Raw genomic sequence first — 21,675 nt, 5'->3', positions numbered from 1 at the left:
GTGTGTTAGCTGGCTCTCAAATTGGGTCTTGCCAGAAACGGTAACACGTTCTACTTTGTTGACGTGGCCCTTAATATCGCAGACCTCGTAGAGCACGCAATCGACCTCGTTCCGGACCGCGTCGCGTTGGTGTCCGACGACAGGGAAGTGACGTACGCGCAGATGGAGGAAAGGGCCAATCGACTAGGCCATTACCTGCGCGAACAGGGTGTCCGGCCGGGTGACAAGGTGGGCATCTACAGCCGCAACACCCTCGAGGCCATCGAGGCCATGGTGGCGGTGTTCAAGATCCGGGCCGTGATGGTCAACGTCAACTATCGGTACGTCGAGAACGAGTTGCAGTACATCTTCGAAAATTCGGACATGGTCGCGCTCGTGCACGAGCGTCGGTACGTCGACAAGGTTGCCGCTGTGCTGCCCCGCACGCCTCTGGTGAAGACCGTCGTCGTCATCGAGGACGGAACCGATCTCGACTACTCGTCGTACGGCGGCGTCGAGTACGAGACCGCGTTGGCGCAGGGTTCCCCTGAGCGCGACTTCGAGGAGCGCAGCAACGACGACATCTACATGCTCTACACCGGCGGCACCACCGGTAAGCCGAAGGGCGTCATGTGGCGTCAGGAGGACGTCTGGCGAGTGCTCGGTGGCGGTATCAACTTCATGACCGGTGAGTACGTCGAGGACGAGTGGGACCTTGCCAAGCAGGGTGCCGAGACCGCCGGCATGACCCGCTTCCCCATCCCGCCGATGATTCACGGCGGCAGCCAGTGGGCCACTTTCCAAAGCTTGTTCGGTGGCGGCAAATGCGTGATGCACCCGGAGTTCGACGGACACGACGTCTGGCGCATCGTCGACCAGCACAAGGTCAATCTCGTCTTCATCACGGGCGATGCGATGGCGCGGCCCATGCTCGACGCCCTGATCGAGGGCAACCCGGCCACCGGTGAGCCGTACGACCTGTCGTCGCTGTTTCTGATGGCCAGTTCGGCGGCGCTGTTCTCGCCCAGTATCAAGGAAAAGTTCCTGGAACTGCTGCCCAATCGGATGATCACCGATTCCATCGGTTCGTCCGAAACCGGGTTCGGCGGATTGAGTGTGGTGGAGAAGGGTAAATCGCACGGCGGCGGACCGACGGTGAAGATCGACGCCTCCACCTCGGTCATCGACGACGACGGGAACCCGGTGGAGCCCGGCTCGGGCAAGGTCGGCATCCTCGCGCGCAAAGGGCATATCCCGATCGGTTACTACAAGGACGAAGAGAAGACCAAGGCGACGTTCCGGGAGTATCACGGTGTCCGCTACTCGATCCCCGGCGACTTCGCACAGGTGGAGGCGGACGGCACCGTCACAATGCTCGGACGTGGTTCGGTCTGTATCAACAGCGGCGGCGAGAAGATCTTCCCCGAAGAGGTGGAAGGCGCGCTGAAGTCGCACCCCGACGTGTTCGACGCCCTGGTGGTCGGTGTGCCCGACGAGCGATTCGGCCAGCGCGTCGCTGCCGTCGTCCAGACGCGCGGCGGGGCGCGTCCTGCCCTACACGAGATCGCATCAGCCGCGCGTAAGGAAATCGCCGGATACAAGGTGCCGCGCAGCCTGTGGTTCGTGGACGAGATCAAACGTTCGCCTGCAGGTAAGCCCGACTACCGCTGGGCCAAGGAACAAACAGAATCCCGACCCGCCGACGACCACAACGGCAACGGTTCGGCCCAGAGCGACACCGTGACGAGCAAAGGCGCGTAATGCACACAGCTTTGAGTGAGAAGTTCGGCATCGAGTACCCCATCTTCGGGTTCACGCCGTCCGAACATGTGGCCGCGGCTATTTCGCGAGCCGGCGGCCTGGGCGTGCTCGGCTGTGTCCGGTTCAACGACCCGGAGGAACTCGAGGCCGTTCTGACGTGGATGGACGAGAACACCGACGGGAAACCGTACGGCGTCGACATCGTGATGCCGGCCAAGATCCCGACGGAGGGCACGTCGGTGGACCTGGAGTCGCTGATTCCGGCGGAACATCGTGCCTTCGTCAACCGCACCCTGGACGAGCTGGGTGTGCCGCCGTTGGAAACGGGCACCGAGCACGCGACGGGGGTGCTCGGCTGGCTTCACTCGGTGGCCCGCTCGCATGTCGATGTCGCGCTCAATCACCGTATCGCCCTGATCGCCAACGCCCTGGGCTCGCCGCCCAAGGATGTCATCGATCAGGCCCACGCGAAGGGTGTTCCCGTGGCGGCGCTCGCCGGGGCGGTCGAGCATGCGCGCAGGCACGTCGCGAACGGCGTCGACATCGTCATCGCGCAGGGATATGAAGCGGGCGGGCACACCGGTGAGATCGCGTCGATGGTGCTGGTTCCGGAGATCGTCGACGCGGTAGGCGATTCCGCTGCAGTGCTGGCCGCCGGCGGCATCGGAAGCGGCCGTCAGGTGGCGGCCGCCCTGTCGCTCGGGGCATCCGGTGTCTGGATGGGGTCGTACTGGCTCACGACGTCGGAGTACAAGCTCGGCAGTGCGTCGGCAGACGGACCATCCGCCATCCAACGGGCCTTGCTCGGTGCGACCTCGGCCGACACGGTGCGGTCCCGCATCTACTCGGGTAAGCCCGCGCGCCTACTGAAGACCAAGTGGACCGATGCATGGTCGAAGCCGGAAGCGCCTGCGCCGCTACCGATGCCGTTGCAGAATCTGCTGGTCAGCGACGCTCATCAGCGGATTGCCGCTTCGGAGAATCCGGACGTCGTCGCGATGCCGGTAGGGCAGATCGTCGGCCGGATGAACGAAATCCGGCCCGTGTCCGAGGTGATGGACGAGCTCGTGTCCGGCTTCGAGGCGGCGGTGTCCCGGCTCGTTTCGTACAAGTAGCGGTACTGGGGTGGCGAAGTAGGCGGGAGCGTACTTCGCCACCCGTCATTCACAGGCCTTCACCGGCGGGAGTAGCCGGTACCTTCGCGGACCCACACAGGATCCGCGCAGTTCCATCGCTGTGCGCTGAGTGTGCGCGTGAGTACTTTGAACGTGGCCGTGCGGGGAAACTCGGTGCACACCCGCACCAAGGTCGGGCGCTGTTTCGGACCGAGATCGGTCTGGGCGTCGAGGAATTCCGCGAAGTCGACGGGGTCGAATTCGCGGGTGGGCACGACTGCGGCCATCACCCGGTCGCCGACCTCGGCGTCGGGTACCGCATACACCGACACCTCCGCGAACCCGTCGTAGCGCAGCAGGATTCGTTCGATGGGCGCGGAGCCGAGGTTTTCGCCGTCCACGCGCAACCATCCAGTGCTGCGGCCGGCGAAGTACACGAATCCGTCGGCATCGCGGTAGGCCAGGTCGCCACTCCAGTACTTTCCGTCCCGGATTCTCTCCGCGTCGGCCTCCGGATTGTCGTAGTAGCCGGCGAAGGCACCGGGACCGTTGACGTTGACGAGTTCCCCGGTGGCGGCCTCGGCGTTGACCAGGCGACCGGATGCATCGAATTCGGCAGGGGGACAGGGCAGACCCGACTCCGGGTCGAGGATCGCGATTCCGGCGGGGAGCCGCCCGAGTGCGCCCGGCGGTGAGCCGGGCGTAGCGGAGATGGCCACTCCGCCTTCGGTGGAACCGAATCCGTCGACGACATGCGTGCCGAAACGCCGGGAGAATGCGGCAACCGCGGGAGCGGATCCCTCATTGCCGTACATCACCCGCAGCGTATTGTCGGCGTCGTCGGGCTCCTCGGGAGTTGCCAGCACGTACGACAACGGCTTTCCTACATAGTTGGCGTAGGTGACCTCGTACCGCCGGACATCGGCGAGGAAATGGGACGCGGAGAACCTGCGCCGCAACACGATCGAGCTACGGGCCGCGAGCGCCACAGACCAGGCGGCCATCATGGCGTTGGAGTGGAACATCGGCATCGACAGGTACACGACGTCGTCCGGGTACAGCGAGAACCGCTCGGCGAGCATCCGGCCGGGCCCGGTGATCTTCGCGTGCGTACAGCGCACGGCTTTGGGGTCGCCGCTCGTCCCGGACGTGAAGATGAGCATGAAGAGATCGTCGGGCTCGGGCGTTACCTGCTCGAAAGATGGCCGCTGTACCGACAGCATGTCGGCCCACTCCACGGAGTCCACGTTGATCACCGGGACCCCGAGTAGCAGTCCGTCGAGCAGATCCGAACGACTGTTCTCGGTAAAGATGACCTGGCAGTCGGCGAGCGCCGCATCGCGGGCCAGCGCGTCGCCGCGCCGGGTGGTGTTGAGGCCGACGAGGACTGCGCCGGAAAGCGCCGCCGCACCCGCGAGGAGCGAGAACTCGGGCACGTTGTCCATCAGCACACCGAAATGCCGCGGGCGTTCGGGATCGAGAAGATCATCGAGAACCGCGGCGCGCTGCAGGCTCGCCCGCAGGTGGTCTGACCAGGACAGGAAACGGTCCTCGAAGTACAACCCCTCGGAGTGGCTGTGGGTGACACCGCGAAGCAGGTCCGCCACCGTGCGTGCGAGTGTCGCCGTCATGCGGGGACGGTGGCCAGTTCGGCGCCGAGGGTCCGGAGCTGCCGGGTGGCGGAGCCGAGCCGGAACTCGAGGGCCTTTGCCGCGAGGAAGTACCGGTGCACGGGATGATCCTGGTCGAGCCCGACACCGCCGTGAATGTGAACCGCCGTGTGGGCCACCCGGTGACCGGCGTCGGACGCCCAGAACTTGGCGGTCTGGACGTCGCCCTCGCCGGGCAGTCCTTCGCTGAGCCGCCATGCTGCCTGCCACAGAGTGAGCCGGACGCCCTTGACGTCGATGTACGCGTCGGCGAGTCGCTGAGCCACGGCCTGGAAGCTGCCGATGGGCCTGCCGAACTGCACGCGTTCGCGGGCATAGGCGGCGGTCAGTGTCAGAGCCTGATCGAGCACGCCGTACTGGTACGCGCAGGCGCCGAGAGATCCTCGTTCGACGAGCCGATCGACGATCTCGCTGCCCTGCTCGACGGTGCCCAGGAGTCGATCGGCACCGAGGACGACTCCGTGCAGCGCCACCTCGCCGGTGGAGGCGAAATCGACGGTCTGCTGCCTGGTGACGGTCACCCCTTCGTCGTCGGGGCGGACGAGGAACACTGCCACGCCGTCTGGGCTCGTCGCCGGCACCAGGAACAACTCTGCCGACGGCGCCGCGTCGACGACGATCTTCGTGCCGTCGAGGGTCCAGCCGCTGGGTCCGGGGTCGGCGTGGGTGACCGGAGCGCCCGGGTCGTCGTTGAGTTCCTCGTCGAGGGCGACGGTGAGAATTCTCGCACCGGTCGCTGCGGGCGCGGCCCACTCCGCACGCTGTTGTTCGTTGCCGTATCGCGCGAGCGCATCCGCCGCCATGACGATGGACGAGAGGTAGGGGACCGGTGCGACGGCCCTGCCCAATTCGACGAGGATGCTGCACTGCTCGAGAACGCCGAAGCCGTCGCCGCCCACCGACTCCGGTAGTGCGGCGCCCAGGACGCCGGACGAGCCGAGTGTCGACCACAGTTCGCGATCGAGGCGGTCTTCGGCCACGTCGAGCTCCCGCAGGCGGTCGTTCGTGACGAGATCCGTGACGATGCTCCGGGTGAGACCGGCCAGATCCTGTTGCGCCTCGGTGAGGGTGAAATCCATGGTCGTGTCCTAACGCTTCGCAGGGGGCAGGCCGAGGGCCGTCATACCGATGATGTCGCGCTGCACCTCGTTGGTTCCGCCACCGAAAGTGAGGATGAGGGAAGAACGGTGCATCCGTTCGATGCGCCCGCGCAGCAGGACGCCGGGGGAGTTCTGCCGAAGCGTGGCCGACGGGCCGAGGACTTCCATGAGCAGTCGGTAGGCCTCGGTGGCGAACTCGGTTCCGTAGACCTTGTTGGCCGACGCCGCCTCCGGGCCCGGGGCGTGTGCTGAATCATCTCCCGTCGCTTCGTCTGCCCCGGTCGACGAGGCGATCTCCCAGTTCATCAACTTGAGGTACTCGGCCTTGGCATGGACCCGGGCCAGATTGATCTGAACCCATTCCTGGTCGATGACGCGGCGGCCGTCCGGCAACTTGGTGTTCTGCGCCCACTCCCGCACTTCCCGCTGTGCGGTGAGGATCGGTCCGGCCGAGGTGAGCGCGACACGCTCATGGTTGAGCTGGTTGGTGATCAACGCCCAACCACCGTGTTCGGGACCCACGAGTGCGGAGGACGGTACGCGCACGTCCTGGTAGTAGGTGGCGCTGGTGTCGGGACCGGCCATCGTGTGGACGGGTGTGTACGAGAATCCCTCGGCCGTGGTGGGCACGATCAGCATGCTGATGCCCTTGTGCTTCTTCGCCTCGGGGTCGGTCCGGCAGGCCAACCACACGTAGTCGGCGTATGCGATCAGGCTCGTCCACATCTTCTGGCCGTTGATCACATAGTCGTCGCCGTCCTTGACGGCGGTGGTGCGCAGGCTTGCAAGGTCCGTCCCTGCCTCGGGCTCGGAGTATCCGATGGAGAAGTGCAGTTCGCCCGCGGATATCTTCGGCAAGAAGAACGACTTCTGCTCAGGTGTACCGAAGTGCATGATCGTGGGGGCTACGGAGTTGATCGTGAGGAATGGCACGGGGGCACCGGCGATGGCGGCCTCGTCGGTGAAGATCAGCTGCTCCATCGCCGAACGCTCCTGGCCGCCGTATTCCTTCGGCCAGCCGAGCGTCAACCAGCCGTCCTTGCCCATCTGCGCGACGACGTCGCGGTAGACGTTGCCCTCGCCGTACTCGCCGGTGGTGGCGGCGAGAGCCTCCCGCCGGTCCGGCGTCATCAACTGCGCGAAGTAGGCGCGCAGTTCTTCGCGCAGCGCCTGCTGTTGTGGCGTGTAGGTGATGTGCATCGAAATACCTCTCCAGTCCGAAGGCCCGGAACTCGTCTCGACTGGCACACGTTCCAGTCTCTACGGTGCGATGGCGGGGAGTCGGGCCCGACCGGCTGGGGAGCGCGCTCGGTGGGCCTGCTCGCAGTCGTGGAACGAATCATTGCACACGACTGGAACAGGTTCTAGTGTTATCGCAGGAACGGTGTGCGCCGCAGCCCGGCGGCGCCCGGGCCGACGAGCGACGTGACGAGGAGAAGTGAGGGTTGCCATGGAGGTCAGAGTCGATTTCGACCGGTGTGAGGCCAACGGTGTGTGCGTAGGGATTGCCCCCGACATCTTCGACCTCGACGACGACGATAATCTGCACATTTCGACCGCTCACCCACCCGCTGACCGGGAGGAAGACGTGCGGACTGCCATCGCGCAGTGTCCGAGGGCGGCGCTCACCGAACACCCTTGACCGTCGTTGCCCAGAACAAGAACACGTTCTACAGTGACGACGTCCACCGTGGCGCCGGGTGTGGAACCCGGCGGCGATTGCAGACGACCAGGAGTGCCGCTTCATGACTGATGTTGCTGACCGCGATGTGAACTTGGACGGCAAGGTAGGCGTCGTCACCGGCGCCGGATCCGGACTGGGAAAGTCCGAGGCGATCGGTCTGGCACGAGCGGGTGCGTCCGTCGTAGTCAACGACCTGGTGGCCTCCGACGCCGTCGAGGAAACACTCGAAGAGATCCGAGGTCTGGGCGCCAAGGCCGAATTCGTCGCCGGCGACATCGGTGAACGGTCCACTGCCGACGCGATCATGGAAGCGGCGCAGGGCCAATTCGGCAGCCTCGACATCCTCGTCAACAATGCCGGGATCACGCGGGACCGCATGCTGTTCAACATGTCGGACGAGGACTGGGATCTGGTACTGAAGGTGCATCTGCGCGGGCACTTTCTGCTCTGCCGCTCCGCCGCCTCCTATTGGCGCGGAAAATCCAAGGAGGCGGGTGCGCCCGTGTACGGCCGCATCATCAACACGTCCTCGGAGGCAGGCCTGCTAGGGCCCGAGGGGCAGGCCAACTACGGTGCGGCCAAGGCGGGCATCACGGCTCTGACCCTCTCCGCCGCTCGCGGGCTGTCTCGCTACGGAGTACGGGCCAACGCGATCTGTCCCCGTGCGCGCACGTCGATGACGGAAAACGTCTTCGGTGAGGCGCCGGCCGAGGGGATCGACCCACTGTCGCCGGAGCATGTGGCGGCGTTGGTCACCTACCTCGCCTCGCCCGCGGCCGACACCGTCAACGGGCAGCTCTTCGTGGTCTATGGCCCGATGGTCGCGTTGATGGCGGCTCCGGTCGTCGAGCGCCGGTTCGACGCGACAGACTCTCAATGGACGCCGGCGCGCCTGGCCGAGAGCCTCGGCAGCTACTTCGGTGAACGCGATCCGGCCGCGACCTTCTCGGCGTCGGCTGCCCTGCGTGAGCTGGGCTGAACGAGCCGTCGCGGCGCAGTCGACGACACATCCGGCGTTACCGCCCGTTTTCCCAGGTAATACCCGCGTGATGGGCGATACTGGGTGAAAATTCACAGCGACCGGCTGGAATCGAGACGGTGCGACGGGGGTAGGCAGCGATGTGTCTACACGCACTAGATCCTGTTCTAGTTTTGCCGCCGGTTCCGGTCGTCGACGCCTGCACGGGGAGGGGCAGTGACGTCCACGCAACGGCGTCCAGGCGGTCCGGTCCGGGTTCGATAGGGAGACGACATGTCGTGGCCAAACCTACTGTGCGCTAACGCTTTAGACGTACTCGGTCGACGTTCGACGTGGACGCATCGCGGCTCTTCTTTTGGACGAAACGCCCTCCTCGGAGTGCTCGATGTGGGACGATCCTTGCTGATGAATGACTCTTTTTGACAGGTGAACACGTTCTAGTTAATATGACCTGAGTCACAGGCCGTTGGGGGGCTGGGCTCAATCAACAGTCGGTGCTGGGTGCGATCAGGGACGAGGAGGACGAATGGTAGACCTCCTCGAGGTGCCATTGCGCGCTGTCGGCGGGTTTTTCACGATGTCGGCCGAGACGCTCAGGGCGGTGTTCTCGAGGCCCTTCCAGCGTCGCGAGTTCGTGGACCAGGCGTGGTTCGTTGCCCGGGTGTCGATGGTTCCCACGGTGCTGGTAGCCATCCCGTTCACCGTTCTGGTGAGCTTCACCATCAACATCCTCCTCCGGGAGATAGGTGCCGCGGATCTCAGTGGCGCGGGTGCGGCGCTGGGCACCGTGACCCAGGTCGGTCCCATCGTGACAGTGCTCATCGTGGCCGGGGCGGGCGCCACCGCGATCTGCGCAGACCTCTCGGCCCGCACGATCCGCGAAGAGATCGACGCGATGCGGGTGCTCGGTATCAACCCGATTCATCGGCTGGTCGTACCCCGTGTGCTCGCCTCGACCGTCGTGGCCCTGCTGCTGAACGGCCTGGTCTGCACTATCGGGATTCTCGGTGGGTTCGTCTTCTCGGTGTACATCCAGGATGTGAATCCGGGGGCCTTCGTCAACGGCATCACCCTTCTCACTGGGTTCGGTGAGCTCGTGATCTCGGAGGTCAAAGCCGGTCTGTTCGGCATGATCGCGGGTCTTGTCGCGTCCTATCTCGGCCTCAACGTGAAAGGTGGCGCCAAGAGTGTCGGTGACGCCGTCAATCAGACCGTCGTGTTCTCGTTCATGGCGCTGTTCGTGGTCAACGTTCTCGTCACCGCCGTCGGCATCAAGCTGACGGCAGGGTGATCGACATGGTGGTGGAGTAGATGGCTCTCGCAGCGGCCGGGCGGTTTCCCCGCACACGCCGGCAATTCGCGTCGACGTCCCGTTCGATAGACCGGCTCGGCGAGCAGGCGCTGTTCTTTGCGCGCGCCATCGCCTGGGCCCCTCGTGCGGTGAGGCGGTACCCGAAGGAAACTCTGCGGCTCATCGCCGAGATCAGCATGGGCACGGGTGCGCTGGCGGTGATCGGTGGAACCGTGGTGATCGTCGGATTTCTGACGCTCTTCACCGGAGGCACCATCGCCGTGCAGGGTTACAGCTCGCTCGGCAACATCGGTGTCGAGGCGCTCACCGGCTTCTTCGCCGCGTTCATCAACGTACGCATCGCGGCCCCGGTCATCGCGGGTATCGGACTCGCGGCCACGATCGGGGCAGGCTCGACCGCCCAGCTCGGTGCCATGCGCGTGTCCGAGGAGATCGATGCCCTCGAGACGATGGCGATCCCCTCGATCCCGTACCTGGTCAGCACTCGGGTGATGGCCGGAATGATCGCGATCGTTCCGCTCTATGCCCTCGCAGTGATCGCATCCTTCATCGCCAGCCGATTCGCCACCGTGGTTCTCTACGACCAGTCCGCCGGCGTGTACGACCACTACTTCTCGACCTTTCTGATACCGACGGACATTCTGTGGTCGTTCGCGCAGGCCATCGTCATGGCGATCGCCATCATGCTCATCCACACCTACTACGGCTTCACCGCGTCGGGTGGTCCCGTCGGAGTCGGCGTTGCCGTGGGGAACGCGGTGCGGTCGTCACTGATTGCGGTCGTCACGGTTACCCTCCTCATCTCCCTCGCCATATACGGCGGTTCCGGCAACTTCAACCTTTCGGGATAGGAGTGCCGGTAGATGACTGATTCGGGCGGAAAGAAGAAGCTCGCGGCTCTCGTCCTCGTCGCGGGTCTGCTGGCGATCATCGCCTTCTCGCTTGCCATGTTCAACGGCGCTTTCACGGAATCGACACCGGTCACGGTCACCTCCGACCGGGCGGGCCTGGTCATGGAACCGGACGCGAAGGTGAAGCTGCTCGGCGTCGAGGTCGGTCGCGTCGGCTCCGTCGAGCATGTCACCGGCGGTGCCGAACTGAAGCTCGACATGTACCCCGACATGATGTCGCTGATCCCTTCCAACGCCGCGGTGGAGATCAAGTCGACTACCGTATTCGGCGCCAAATATGTCAACTTCGTCATGCCGGAAGATCCCGCCACCACGCATCTCGAACCGGGCGCCGTCATCGCCTCCGACAACGTCACCGTCGAGTTCAACTCGGTCTTCCAGCATCTGACGGATGTGCTCGATCAAATCGAACCCGAGAAGCTCAACGCGACGCTGGGGGCTATCGCCTCCGCGCTGCGCGGTCGCGGCGACGAACTCGGTGCACTGCTCGAACAGAGCGACCGCTACCTCGCAAAGGTGAACCCCAGTCTCCCTCAGTTGCAGGAGGATCTGGCGAAGGCGGCCGTGGTCACGAACGTCTACGCCGACACCGCCCCGGAACTGCTGCAAACGCTCGACAACGTGACCGCTACCAGCCGCACGGTGGTCGAGGAACAGGACAATCTCGACGCAGTGCTGTTGAACGCCACGGGATTGGCCGATACGGCGAATACGGTGCTGACCGACAACGAGCAGGGCCTGACGGACACCCTCGACCTCTTGCTCCCCACCACGGACCTACTCGCGGAATACTCGCCGGAGATCTCCTGCTTCCTCGTCGGCCTCAACAACGTCATTCCCCTTGCCGAACAACTCATCGGCGGCAATCAGCCGGGAATCGCGTTGAGTGCGAGCTTCATGTATGGCCAGGAGCCCTACAGTTACCCGGAGGATCTGCCGAAGGTGAATGCGTCCGGAGGACCGAACTGCGCCGGCCTCCCGAATCCTGATCCGAACGTGCACGCCAAGTTCCTCGTCGCTGACACGGGTACTGTGCCGTTCGTGCCGTCGACCGAAGTACAGGTACACATGCCGAAGGTCTTCCAGATTTTGTTCGCCGGTGTCTACCCGGAGCCGGGTGGGCAGTGACCGTGAGAAGCACAACCGTCAAGCTCGCGATCTTCGCGACCGTGATGACCCTGATCTTCGTTGGTCTCGCAGTGGTGTTCAGCCAGTACCGTTTCAGCACGTCCAAGGACTACTCGGCGACGTTCGTCGATGTGTCCGGCCTCAAACCGGGTGACAAGGTACGCATTGCGGGTGTGCCGGTCGGCGCGGTCAAGGACGTGAAGATCGACGATGACAACCTTGCCGACGTGGAGTTCGACGTGGAGTCGAAGTACTCGTTGTTCGAGGGAACGAAGGCTACCGTCCGATACGAGAACCTCGTCGGTGACCGCTACATGGAACTCCTCGAGGGTGCGGGGTCGGTGGAGCCGCTTCCGGAGGGCGGGTCCATCCCGGTGGATCAGACATCGCCCGCACTCGACCTGGACCTCTTGCTCGGTGGGTTCAAGCCGCTCCTGCGTGCGTTGAATCCGCAGCAGGTCAATGATCTCTCGGCGGCGTTGGTGCAGGTCTTCCAGGGGCAGGGCGGCACACTCGTGTCACTGCTGGGCAGTACCAGTTCGTTCACCAACACACTCGCGGACCGCGACCAGTTGATCGGTGAGGTCATCACCAACCTCAACGAGGTTCTCGGAACCATCAACAACCGCGGTGATCAGTTCAGGTCCACTCTCGATCAACTGCAGCAATTGGTGAGCGGCCTCGCGCAGGACCGCGATCCGATCGGTGACGCCATCCCGAGGATCGCCGGCGGCACAGGCGACCTTGCGGAGTTGCTCGAAGGCGTCCGCCCGCCGCTGCAGAGCACCGTTGCGGAGGCGAATCGCACTGCGACGCAGCTGCAGATGGGCGAAGAGACTCTCGATTGGGTGCTCCAGAACCTGCCGGACGCCTATCGCCGACTCATCCGAATCGGCACGTACGGCAGCTTCTTCCAGATGTACGTGTGCACGGTCAAGTTCAAGTTCACCGGACCGGAGGGATCGGATCTGCTTCTCAACATGCCAGGCGGACAGACAGCGGGGAGGTGTGCACCGTAACCATGAGACAAGAACGCAATCCCGTCCAGGTCGGGCTGATCGGAGTGGCAGTCTCCGCCATGATCGTGATCGCCACCCTCCAGTACGACCAGCTCCAGTTCCTGTCGGGCGGAACACATTACAATGCCATGTTCGAGGACGCCGGTGGCCTGATGGCAGGTGACACGGTCACCCTGGCGGGGGTCGACGTGGGCAAGGTCTCCGACGTCGAGCTGGACGGGCAGCATGTGCTCGTCACCTTCACTGTCGAGGACGGCATAGCACTCGGTGATGTGACCGAGGCGGATATCAAGACAAATACCATTCTCGGCCGCAAGTCGCTTGCGGTCACTCCGCGAGGAACGGAGACGCTGCCGGTGGGATCGACAATCCCGCTGGACCGCACCAATTCGCCCTACTCGCTCAACGATGCACTCGGCGACCTCACCACGACGGTGTCCGAGCTCGATACCGATCAGGTCAACGACGCGCTGAACGCGATGTCGGGTGCGCTCGAGAACACCCCTCCGGAGCTGCGCACCGCGCTCGACGGGCTGACCCGGTTGTCGGAAAGCATCAATTCACGCGACGAAACGCTGAAGCAGTTGCTCTCTCGCGCCGAGAACGTGACGGGCATACTCGCCGAGCGCAGCGGCCAGATCAACTCGCTGATCGTCGACGGCAACGAACTGCTGGGTGAACTCGACCGTCGCCGGGCCGCGATCAGCCAATTGATCGTGAACATCTCGGCGGTGTCGAGGCAACTGACGGGCCTGGTGCAGGACAACCAGGAGCAGATGAAGCCGACGCTCGACAAACTGAACTCCGTGGTCGACATCCTCCAACGCAACAAGGACAACATTTCGCAGGCGCTCGACGGCCTCGCACCGTACGCGACGCAGCTGGGTGAATCTGTGGGGAGCGGACCCTTCTTCATGGCGTACGTCTACAACATCGGCATCGGCAACCTGCTGCAGGGGCTGAACGACGCGATCCTGTGGCCGGAGCATCTGCCGAACGACCTGCAGGCATACCTGCAAACCGGGCCGTCCCTCGAGCTGAGGCCGCGATGACACACACAGAAGAAACCGGTGCGCGGAAGAAGTGGTGGATTCGCGGTGCGATCGCCGGCGTCGTGGTGGCCCTGATCGTCGGCGGCCTGGTCGTCTTTCTGCCGCGACTGTTCGAGAACACCATCACCGCATACTTTCCGACCACGACCGGCCTCTATTCCGGGGACGACGTGCGGGTGTTGGGCGTCAAGGTGGGCAGCGTCGGCGAGATCGAGCCGGGACCCGACTTCGCCAAGGTCACCATGAGCGTCGACAAGAGTGTGGATATCCCCGCCGACGCCAAGGCGATCATCGTTGCGCCGAGCCTGGTGTCCGGTCGGTTCGTCCAGTTGACGCCCGTCTATGCCGGAGGCCCGACCATGCAGGACGGTGCAGATATTCCGGTGGAGCGCACCGCGGTGCCGGTGGAGTGGGACGAGATCAAGTCGGAGCTGAACAAACTGTCCGAAGCGCTCGGACCGCAGGGCGCCGACCCGCAGGGATCGCTGGGAACCTTCATCGACACCGCAGCGAACAACCTCGACGGCAACGGTGAATCCCTGCGCAACACTCTGCGTGAACTGTCGGAGACCATGCGGACGCTGTCCGACGGACGGACCGATCTGTTCTCCACCATCCGGAACCTGCAAACATTCGTAGCAGCCCTGTCGTCGAGCAACGAGCAGATCGTGCAGTTCGAGGGACGGCTCGCCTCGGTGTCGAACTTGCTCGCCACCAATTCGGACGAACTCGGCACCGCCCTGATCGACCTGGATCTCGCACTGGGCGACGTCAACCGGTTCGTCGTCGAGAACAGGGCCGCGCTCACCGAGCAGGTCGGTCGGCTGGCCGATGCCACCCAGGTGCTCGCCGACAAGCGACCGCAGCTGGAACAGACGCTGCACGTCGCCCCCACGGCACTGGCCAACTTCAGCAACATCTACAAGCCGGCGCAGGGGTCCTTGGTCGGAGCCGTGGCATTCGCGAACTTCGGCAACCCCGTCAACTTCATGTGTGGGGCGATCCAAAGTTTGCAAGCCAACGATTCCCAGCGCAGCGCCGATCTGTGCACGCAATACCTGTCGCCGGTGCTGAACTCGCTCACGATGAACTACCTGCCCATTCTCAGCAATCCCACGACAGGCGTGAACGCGTTCCCGGATCAGCTTCAGTACAGTCCGCCGAGCCTGGCCGGATCGGTACCCCCGCGGTCCGCACCTCCGGCGACGGGTGCGCTGGCCGGAATACCGACGGTCGCGGTGCCGAGGGACTTGAACGACCTGCTGCAGCCGGGAGGTGGACGATGACCGGGTTCGGGAGCAGACGCGTGCGGGGTGGGGGGATCGCGGCCGGGGTGCTCGCCTTGTCGCTGACCATGACCGGCTGTGAGTGGGAGGGTCTCAATTCGCTTCCCCTTCCGGGAACGGAAGGCACCGGCGGTGACGCGTACACCGTCGAGATCGAGATGCCCAATGTCACCACCCTCTCGCAGAATTCACCGGTCCGCGTCAATGACGTCACCGTGGGTACCGTCACGGGAATCGACGTGAAGGACTGGCACGCGCAGGTCACCGTCTCGTTGAACAACGACGTCGAACTGCCCGCCAATGCGACCGCCAAGATCGGCCAGACCAGTCTCCTCGGCTCGCAGCATCTCGAGTTGGCGCCGCCCACCGACGCGGAGCCCCAGGGCCGGTTGGCGGAAGGGGACGTGATCCCGATCGAACGTGCCGGGGCATACCCGACGACGGAGCAGACGCTGTCGTCCTTGTCCGTGGTTCTGAACGGCGGAGGTATCGCCCAGATCCGGGACATCACCGAAGAATTGAACGCTGCGCTCGGCGGGCGCGAGGCCGAGGTCCGTGACCTGCTTCCACAACTCGACCGGTTGGTCACGAGCCTGGACCGACAGCGCGGCGACATCATCGGTGCCATGGAGGGGCTCGATCGACTCTCCGTCACCGTCAATCAGCAGAAGCCCACGCTCGAGGCAGCGCTCGACGACATCCCACCTGGACTCGAAGTGCTTGTGGCGCAGCGTCAGAATCTGACGACGGCGCTGGTGGAACTCGGCAAACTCAGCGACACCGCGACCCGTCTCGTCGACAGTAGCGGGGAAGAGCTGGAACAAAACTTGCGTAACCTCACACCGGTGCTCGCGGAACTCGCCAATTCGGGCAGCGCACTCACCGACGTACTGACCCTGATGCTCACCTACCCGTTCCCGATGAGGACGATGGACAAGGCCATTCGAGGCGACTACGCGAACCTGATGATGACCGTCGACCTGAGTGCGGCGAGGGTCGACAGCAACTTCCTGACTGGTACTGCCCTGGGTGGATCACTCGGTGGAGTGGAGGGAGCTGTCGGTTCGCTCGCCGGTGTCGCCGGACAGTCCGGCGACCCGCTGCAGATTCCGCTGCTGCCCGCCCCGCCGCCGGCACCGAAGCCCGCGCCGGGACCCGCTCTCCCCGGTCTGCCGCAGATTCCCGGTCTCCCGCAGATTCCCGGCCTTCCGCCGCAACTGGGAGGGGCCCCGGCACCATGAGGAAATTCGTACGTATCCAGCTGATCATCTTCTCGATCCTCACGGTGATCGGCCTCGCGGTGATGTCGATCCAGTATGTGAAGGTGCCGGTCATGTTCGGCATCGGGCGCTACGACGTCGTGGTGCAACTGCCGTCCACCGGAGGGCTGTACTCCCACGCCAACGTTGCCTATCGGGGAACCAACGTCGGTGTCGTCGATCGTGTCGCGCTCACTGACGACGGGGTCGAGGCCCAACTGTCGCTCGACAGCAGCTACAAGATTCCAGCCGACGTCGACGCAGTGGTGAAGAGTGTGTCGGCCATCGGCGAGCAGTACGTCGACCTGATTCCGCGGTCGTCGGAGGGCCCGGATCTCGCGGCCGGTGACGTCATTCCACTGGATCGGTCCGCCGTACCGCAGGATGTCGGCGAGATGCTCGATCAAGCCGACGTGCTGTTGGCCAGCATCTCCGATACTCGGTTACGTACCGTGATCGACGAGGCGTTCACCGCGTTCAATGGTTCCGGCCCCGACCTGCAGCGGCTCATCGACTCGGCCCGTCTGTTCGTCGAAGAGGCGGATGCCAACAGCGACGCGACGATAGACCTGATCGATCAGATCGGCCCTCTGCTCGATACGCAGACCGTCAGCAGTGACGCCATCCGATCCTGGACCCAGGACCTCGTCACCTTCACCGATCAGCTCCGGGCCAGCGACTCCGATATCAGGGGAGTGCTCGAGAAGGGTCCCGGGACGGCCGTCGAAGCCACCCAGCTTTTCCAGGAGTTGCAGCCCACCCTGCCGATCCTGCTGAGCAACCTGGTGAGCGTCGGGCAGGTCGGCGTCATCTACAACAAGAGCATCGAGCAAGTTCTCGTCATCTACCCACCGTTGACCGCCGCGCTCGTCACCGCCGCCAAAGGCGGACCGGTCGAGGACGGCGCGATCGTCGACTTCGCCCTGGAACTCCACGATCCGCCGGCGTGCACCACAGGGTTTCTGCCGCCGGATCAGCGGCGCACTGGCGATCAGACCGAACCCATCGCGACGCCGAACGATCTGTATTGCAAAGCGGCGCAGGATGATCCGTCGGTCGTCCGTGGTGCACGCAACCTGCCCTGCATGGAATACCCCGGCCGCCGGGCGCCGACCGTGCAGGCGTGCCGGGACGGGTGGGAGGCCGCGGGTAACAACCCGCCATACGGGCCGATCATGCCGCCGGATGTACCCTCGTATACGGCCGTTCCTGTTATCCCCAGTTCCTACGAAGGATCACCGAGTGGGCCGGTCGCGGCCGTCCCGTACGACCCGGGAACGGGTAGCTTTGTCGGTTCGGATGGTAAGACGTACACCCAACCGGATCTGGCGTCAGGATCGCCGAGAAAGGACTCGACGTGGCAGACGATGATGACAGGTCAGCAGATTTGAGTTCATCGACACAGGAGCGTGCCGCTGACGCGGTGGGGGAGGCCTCCCCGGCACGGAAGGAGCGCAGCAGGCGGCGAGCGGTACGTCACGCGGGTCCACCGGTCGGTGAGAGCGGAACGCCGCAACCGGTCGTGTTGGCGAAGTCCAGCGAGGCGCACCCTACTACAGCGCCCCAGCCCGAGCGTGAACCGGTTGCAGAGACGATCTCGACGAAGAAGGCGGCCGCCGAAGGCGGCGTCAAGTCGGGCGGGGCGTCGCCACCGCCCGAAGACGAAAAGAGAACGCGTCGTTCGTGGAAGTCGCTGATCGGCTACGGTGCGGTCGCGGTCGTCGTTCTCGCCTTGGTCGTGGCCGCCGTCGTCCTGTTGCTCGACCAACGGTCGGCGCGCGAACGAGACGACCGGCGCCAGGCCTTCATCGACACGGCGCGACAGACCGTACTGAACCTGACGACGATTCATCCGGAGACCGCGAAAGAAGATGTCGACCGAATCCTTGCGGGTGCGTCAGGGGCCTTCCTGGCCGAATTCAAGGGCAGGGAAGACCCGTTCGTCGGTGTGGTCCGCGACGCCAACGTCACCACCGAGGGAGAAGTCCTCGAAGCGGGAATTCAGAGCGAGACAGACATTTCGGCCGACGTGCTCGTCGCGGCGCGCACCATGGTCACCAGCACCGAACAGCCGGAGCCGTCGCCGCGTGACTTCCGGATGCGGGTGACCGTCAGTGACGACAACGGGAAGTTGACCGCATCGAAGGTGGAGTTCGTCCCATGACCGACAACGACGTCGACACGTCCGCAGAACAACGGCGAAAGCTCCCGGTCGTCACCAAGGCGACAGCGTTGAAGGTCGTGACGGCGCTTGTGATCGTCGCCCTCGCTGTCGCTGTGGGATTCCTCTGGTACGGCCATCGCCAGGACCAATTGGCCGAACAAGCCCGCTCCGAGGCGGTCGACGCGGCGAGCAGGCAGGCCGTTGCGATGTTGGCGTACGACTTCGCCAATGTCGACAGCCAATTAGCTGCTGCGGCAGACGGAATCACCGGCTCGTTCCGCGACGACTACACCGCCCTGGTGGAGGAAACCATCGCCCCGGGGGCCAAGGAGAAGCAGCTGACGGTTCAGGTGACCGTGCAAGCCGCCGCACCGGTGTCGACCACTCCCACCGAGGCGGTGGTCCTGCTCTACCTGAACCAAACCACTACCAGTGCCGAAGCACCGGATGCTCGCACGTCGGGTAGTCGGGTGCGGGTCTCGCTGCAGAAGGTCGACGACCGCTGGCTCGTCGATCAGCTCACCCCTGTGTAGCGGTGTCGACTGTGTAGCGGTGATCCGCACCCGAGTCGCGCGGACCTTCACAAAGTGAAACATGTTCTAGTACTGTCTGGGCTTCCGGGCCGACTGCCGACGCATCACGTTGTGTCGCAGGGCCACAACCGAACGGGGAGTCGTCGATGAAAGTTGCTGTAACCGGGGCCGCGGGATTCGTGGGCACCAATCTGCTCGATCTCCTGGTCCGATCCGGGCACGAGGTGACCGCCATCGACCGCATCCGTTCCGAGCACGCTCCCGAGGGAGTCACGTGGGTGAACGGCGACGTGCTCGACGTGGAATCGATGAAGAGGGCCCTGGACGGTGTCGAGGTGGTCTATCACCTCGTCGCCATGATCACCCTCGCGCAGAAGGACGACCTGGCGTGGACCGTCAACACCAAAGGCGTCCGCACTGTGGCCGAGGCTGCGCTCGCCGTGGGTGTGCGGCGGATGGTGCATTGCAGTTCCGTGCACTCGTTCGATCAGAGCAACTGCGGCGGCGTACTCGACGAGCAGTCGCCGCGATCCGTGGACGCGTCGATCCCGGTGTACGACAGATCGAAATGGGCCGGTGAGATCGAACTGCGTGCGGTGATCGAGACCGGGCTCGACGCGGTGATCTGCAATCCCACCGGGGTGTACGGCCCCGTGGACTATGGTCTCTCCCGCGTAAACAGCCTGCTACGCAACGCTGCTCGTGGCCGGGTGCCTGCCGCGGTGCACGGAGCGTTCGACTTCGTCGACGTTCGCGACGTGGCCGCCGGGTTGATCGCCGCCGGGGAGAAGGGGCGGACGGGGGAGAACTATCTGATCTCGGGGCACATGCTGGGCATGCACGACGCCGTGCGGAAGGCCGCCCGAGCGGCAGGTCGGCGCGGACCGATGTACTCGTTCCCCCTCAGTGTGATCGAACGAGTGCTGCCCCTCGCAGAACCCATCGGAGCCAGGTTCGGTTCCGATGTGCTGTCCCGCTCGGCGATGGCGGCGCTGCTCGCGGCACCCGTGATCGACGGTGCGAAGGCAGCGTCCGAACTGGGGTACGCCCCTCGTCCCGCGGACGAGACGATCCGCGACCTCGTCGCGTTCCTGGTGACGTCCGGTCAGCTGGGACGCCGCAGTCAGTTGTCCTCGGTCGTGTAGTCGGTCTCGGTGATGTCGTCGGCCTCGTCGGCGTACTCGGCCTCATCGGCCTCGGCAGGCGCGATCAACGCCGGCCCGGCCGCACCGCTGTGCGACAGTGCGTCGAGGAATGCCTTCGCCCAGCGGTCGACGTCGTGCGCGAGCACCTGCCGACGCAGCGCCCGCATGTGCCGGCGACCGCTTTCGTGCGGCTGGTTCAACGCCTGTTCCATCGCGTCTTTGACACCGTCGAGGTCGTGCGGATTACAGAGGAAGGCCTGCCGGAGTTCGGCCGCCGCCCCGGTGAACTCGCTGAGCAGGAGGGCGCCGCCCAGATCGCTGCGGCACGCCACATACTCCTTGGCGACGAGGTTCATGCCGTCGCGCAGTGGCGTCACGAGCATCACATCGGCGGCCACGAAGAAGGCGATCAGTTCTTCGCGCGGGATCGGGCGATGGATGTAGTGCACCACCGGCCGGCCGACCTCGCTGTACTCGCCGTTGATGCGCGACACCTTTCGCTCGATGTCGTCGCGCATCTGGACGTAGCTGTCGACCCGCTCGCGGCTGGGCGTGGCCAACTGCACCAGCACGGTGTTCGCCGGGTCGACCCGGTGTTCGTCGAGGAGTTCGTGCAGCGCAGCAAGGCGGACGTCGATGCCCTTGGTGTAGTCGAGTCGATCGACGCCCAGCATGATGTGTTGCGGGTTTCCCAGTTCCTTACGGATCTGTCTCGCACGGTCGCGGATCGACTTGGAACGTGATCGTTCGTCCAGCTCGCCGGAGTCGATGGAGATGGGGAACGCCCCCACGCGGACCGTCCGGAAACCGACCTGCACGACACCGAGCTTGGAGCGGACACCGACAGTGCCGCGCGACGTCGGCTGGCCGGCGAGGCGTCGAGCGAGGAATAAGAAGTTCTGCGCACCACCCGGGAGGTGGAAGCCGATGAGATCCGCACCGAGAAGTCCCTCGACGATCTCGGTCCGCCACGGCATCTGCATGAACAGTTCGACCGGCGGGAACGGGATGTGCAGGAAGAAGCCGATCGTGAGATCGGGGCGGAGCATGCGCAGCATCTTCGGCACGAGCTGAAGTTGGTAATCCTGGATCCAGACGGTGGCACCGTGCGCCGCCGCCTTGGACGTTGCCTCCGCGAACCGCCGGTTCACCTCGACGTAGGCGTTCCACCAGTCGCGGTTGTACTCCGGCTTCACGATGACATCGTGGTAGAGCGGCCACAGGGTGGCGTTGGAGAAGCCCTCGTAATAGTCGCGGATTTCGGCGCCGCTCAGCGGGACGGGGTAGAGCTCGAGCCCGTCCTCGACAACCGGCTCCAGATCGGCGTCTGCGACACCCGCCCAGCCGACCCATGCACCCTTGTTACGGCGAAGGATCGGCTCGAGCGCGGTGACGAGTCCGCCGGGGCTCCGCTTCCACTTGGTGGTGCCGTCCGGCAGCCGCTCGAGATCGACAGGGAGTCGATTCGCCACGACGACGAAGGTGGCTTGCCCGGAGACAGGGTCAGATGTCGAACTCGATGACGAAACTGACGATTCCGAGCTGAGTGCCACGGGCTTCCTTCGCGGTCGAAGTGGA

The 21,675-nt window shown here is 64.6% G+C and carries 19 protein-coding genes; 15 read left to right on the top strand and 4 right to left on the bottom strand.

Translation table 11 applies throughout. From position 1 onward, the window contains the following. Positions 1-63 precede the first annotated feature (63 nt). Positions 64-1,740 (top strand): acyl-CoA synthetase, encoded by a 1,677-nt coding sequence (locus HYG77_RS10955; RefSeq protein ID WP_109326907.1) that lies wholly within the window; start codon positions 64-66, stop codon positions 1,738-1,740. Next, entirely contained in the window at positions 1,740-2,855 is a 1,116-nt protein-coding gene (locus tag HYG77_RS10950) for a nitronate monooxygenase family protein (protein WP_109326908.1), read from the top strand. Before HYG77_RS10955 ends, HYG77_RS10950 begins: the two co-directional genes overlap by 1 nt. Before the next feature lie 59 nt (positions 2,856-2,914). Here HYG77_RS10950 and HYG77_RS10945 read toward each other — a convergent pair whose 3' ends face one another. From HYG77_RS10945 to HYG77_RS10935, 3 genes are read right to left on the bottom strand one after another with little or no spacing between them, the layout of a single operon-like run. Beyond that, the gene (locus HYG77_RS10945; RefSeq protein WP_208962656.1) at positions 2,915-4,486 is read right to left on the bottom strand and encodes a long-chain-fatty-acid--CoA ligase; all 1,572 of its coding nucleotides are present in this window, start codon (positions 4,484-4,486) and stop codon (positions 2,915-2,917) included. Then, complete coding sequence (locus HYG77_RS10940; RefSeq protein ID WP_208962655.1) at positions 4,483-5,604, bottom strand: acyl-CoA dehydrogenase family protein; 1,122 nt, start codon at positions 5,602-5,604, stop codon at positions 4,483-4,485. Before HYG77_RS10940 ends, HYG77_RS10945 begins: the two co-directional genes overlap by 4 nt. Positions 5,605-5,613: 9 nt before the next feature. Continuing rightward, a complete protein-coding gene (locus tag HYG77_RS10935; RefSeq protein ID WP_109326910.1) occupies positions 5,614-6,825 on the bottom strand; it encodes an acyl-CoA dehydrogenase family protein in 1,212 nt (403 codons plus the stop codon). 250 nt (positions 6,826-7,075) lie between these two features. On the opposite strand from HYG77_RS10935, the gene HYG77_RS10930 reads away from it, so the two are divergent. The 13 genes from HYG77_RS10930 to HYG77_RS10870 all read left to right on the top strand — a co-directional run bounded on the left by HYG77_RS10930 (position 7,076) and on the right by HYG77_RS10870 (position 20,097). Then, entirely contained in the window at positions 7,076-7,267 is a 192-nt protein-coding gene (locus HYG77_RS10930) for a ferredoxin (protein WP_109326911.1), read from the top strand. A gap of 103 nt (positions 7,268-7,370) precedes the next feature. Beyond that, positions 7,371-8,288 (top strand): 3-oxoacyl-ACP reductase, encoded by a 918-nt coding sequence (locus HYG77_RS10925; protein ID WP_109334864.1) that lies wholly within the window; start codon positions 7,371-7,373, stop codon positions 8,286-8,288. A gap of 526 nt (positions 8,289-8,814) precedes the next feature. Next, the gene (locus tag HYG77_RS10920; RefSeq protein ID WP_109326912.1) at positions 8,815-9,579 is read left to right on the top strand and encodes an ABC transporter permease; all 765 of its coding nucleotides are present in this window, start codon (positions 8,815-8,817) and stop codon (positions 9,577-9,579) included. Positions 9,580-9,599: 20 nt separating this feature from the next. Next, complete coding sequence (locus tag HYG77_RS10915; protein ID WP_109326914.1) at positions 9,600-10,451, top strand: ABC transporter permease; 852 nt, start codon at positions 9,600-9,602, stop codon at positions 10,449-10,451. A gap of 12 nt (positions 10,452-10,463) precedes the next feature. Further along, on the top strand, positions 10,464-11,639 hold the full coding sequence (locus HYG77_RS10910) for an MCE family protein (protein WP_109326915.1): 1,176 nt from the start codon (positions 10,464-10,466) through the stop codon (positions 11,637-11,639). After that, entirely contained in the window at positions 11,636-12,658 is a 1,023-nt protein-coding gene (locus HYG77_RS10905) for an MCE family protein (RefSeq protein WP_109326917.1), read from the top strand. Before HYG77_RS10910 ends, HYG77_RS10905 begins: the two co-directional genes overlap by 4 nt. A 2-nt stretch (positions 12,659-12,660) precedes the next feature. Then, positions 12,661-13,710: an MCE family protein gene (locus tag HYG77_RS10900; RefSeq protein WP_109326918.1), complete on the top strand. Its 1,050-nt coding sequence runs from the start codon at positions 12,661-12,663 to the stop codon at positions 13,708-13,710. Further along, positions 13,707-14,996 carry an MCE family protein gene (locus HYG77_RS10895; protein WP_208962654.1) on the top strand — a complete coding sequence of 430 codons (1,290 nt, stop codon included), beginning with the start codon at positions 13,707-13,709 and terminating at the stop codon, positions 14,994-14,996. The genes HYG77_RS10900 and HYG77_RS10895 overlap by 4 nt, the downstream gene beginning before the upstream one ends. Continuing rightward, the gene (locus HYG77_RS10890; RefSeq protein WP_208962653.1) at positions 14,993-16,237 is read left to right on the top strand and encodes an MCE family protein; all 1,245 of its coding nucleotides are present in this window, start codon (positions 14,993-14,995) and stop codon (positions 16,235-16,237) included. Before HYG77_RS10895 ends, HYG77_RS10890 begins: the two co-directional genes overlap by 4 nt. Next, complete coding sequence (locus HYG77_RS10885) at positions 16,234-17,646, top strand: MlaD family protein (RefSeq protein WP_208962652.1); 1,413 nt, start codon at positions 16,234-16,236, stop codon at positions 17,644-17,646. The genes HYG77_RS10890 and HYG77_RS10885 overlap by 4 nt, the downstream gene beginning before the upstream one ends. Then, a complete protein-coding gene (locus tag HYG77_RS10880) occupies positions 17,643-18,419 on the top strand; it encodes a hypothetical protein (protein WP_208962651.1) in 777 nt (258 codons plus the stop codon). The genes HYG77_RS10885 and HYG77_RS10880 overlap by 4 nt, the downstream gene beginning before the upstream one ends. Continuing rightward, a complete protein-coding gene (locus HYG77_RS10875; protein ID WP_109326923.1) occupies positions 18,416-18,952 on the top strand; it encodes a h domain protein in 537 nt (178 codons plus the stop codon). Before HYG77_RS10880 ends, HYG77_RS10875 begins: the two co-directional genes overlap by 4 nt. A 146-nt stretch (positions 18,953-19,098) precedes the next feature. Further along, positions 19,099-20,097 (top strand): NAD-dependent epimerase/dehydratase family protein, encoded by a 999-nt coding sequence (locus HYG77_RS10870; protein ID WP_109326924.1) that lies wholly within the window; start codon positions 19,099-19,101, stop codon positions 20,095-20,097. On the opposite strand, the gene HYG77_RS10865 is transcribed toward HYG77_RS10870, so the two are convergent. Beyond that, positions 20,076-21,650: a trehalose-6-phosphate synthase gene (locus tag HYG77_RS10865; protein WP_208962650.1), complete on the bottom strand. Its 1,575-nt coding sequence runs from the start codon at positions 21,648-21,650 to the stop codon at positions 20,076-20,078. The genes HYG77_RS10870 and HYG77_RS10865 overlap by 22 nt on opposite strands. Positions 21,651-21,675 lie beyond the last annotated feature (25 nt).

This window comes from Rhodococcus sp. ZPP (assembly GCF_017656075.1).
GTDB lineage: Bacteria > Actinomycetota > Actinomycetes > Mycobacteriales > Mycobacteriaceae > Rhodococcus_F > Rhodococcus_F oxybenzonivorans.
The sequence above is the reverse complement of the archived record's forward strand: the minus strand, read 5'-3'. Positions and strand labels throughout refer to the sequence as shown.

Coding starts and splice junctions, on each gene's coding strand:
- HYG77_RS10950 (WP_109326908.1), top strand. CDS start 1,740: ATGCACACAGCTTTGAGTGAGAAGTTCGGCATCGAGTACCCCATCTTC.
- HYG77_RS10945 (WP_208962656.1), bottom strand. CDS start 4,486: ATGACGGCGACACTCGCACGCACGGTGGCGGACCTGCTTCGCGGTGTC.
- HYG77_RS10940 (WP_208962655.1), bottom strand. CDS start 5,604: ATGGATTTCACCCTCACCGAGGCGCAACAGGATCTGGCCGGTCTCACC.
- HYG77_RS10935 (WP_109326910.1), bottom strand. CDS start 6,825: ATGCACATCACCTACACGCCACAACAGCAGGCGCTGCGCGAAGAACTG.
- HYG77_RS10930 (WP_109326911.1), top strand. CDS start 7,076: ATGGAGGTCAGAGTCGATTTCGACCGGTGTGAGGCCAACGGTGTGTGC.
- HYG77_RS10925 (WP_109334864.1), top strand. CDS start 7,371: ATGACTGATGTTGCTGACCGCGATGTGAACTTGGACGGCAAGGTAGGC.
- HYG77_RS10920 (WP_109326912.1), top strand. CDS start 8,815: ATGGTAGACCTCCTCGAGGTGCCATTGCGCGCTGTCGGCGGGTTTTTC.
- HYG77_RS10915 (WP_109326914.1), top strand. CDS start 9,600: ATGGCTCTCGCAGCGGCCGGGCGGTTTCCCCGCACACGCCGGCAATTC.
- HYG77_RS10910 (WP_109326915.1), top strand. CDS start 10,464: ATGACTGATTCGGGCGGAAAGAAGAAGCTCGCGGCTCTCGTCCTCGTC.
- HYG77_RS10900 (WP_109326918.1), top strand. CDS start 12,661: ATGAGACAAGAACGCAATCCCGTCCAGGTCGGGCTGATCGGAGTGGCA.
- HYG77_RS10895 (WP_208962654.1), top strand. CDS start 13,707: ATGACACACACAGAAGAAACCGGTGCGCGGAAGAAGTGGTGGATTCGC.
- HYG77_RS10890 (WP_208962653.1), top strand. CDS start 14,993: ATGACCGGGTTCGGGAGCAGACGCGTGCGGGGTGGGGGGATCGCGGCC.
- HYG77_RS10885 (WP_208962652.1), top strand. CDS start 16,234: ATGAGGAAATTCGTACGTATCCAGCTGATCATCTTCTCGATCCTCACG.
- HYG77_RS10875 (WP_109326923.1), top strand. CDS start 18,416: ATGACCGACAACGACGTCGACACGTCCGCAGAACAACGGCGAAAGCTC.
- HYG77_RS10870 (WP_109326924.1), top strand. CDS start 19,099: ATGAAAGTTGCTGTAACCGGGGCCGCGGGATTCGTGGGCACCAATCTG.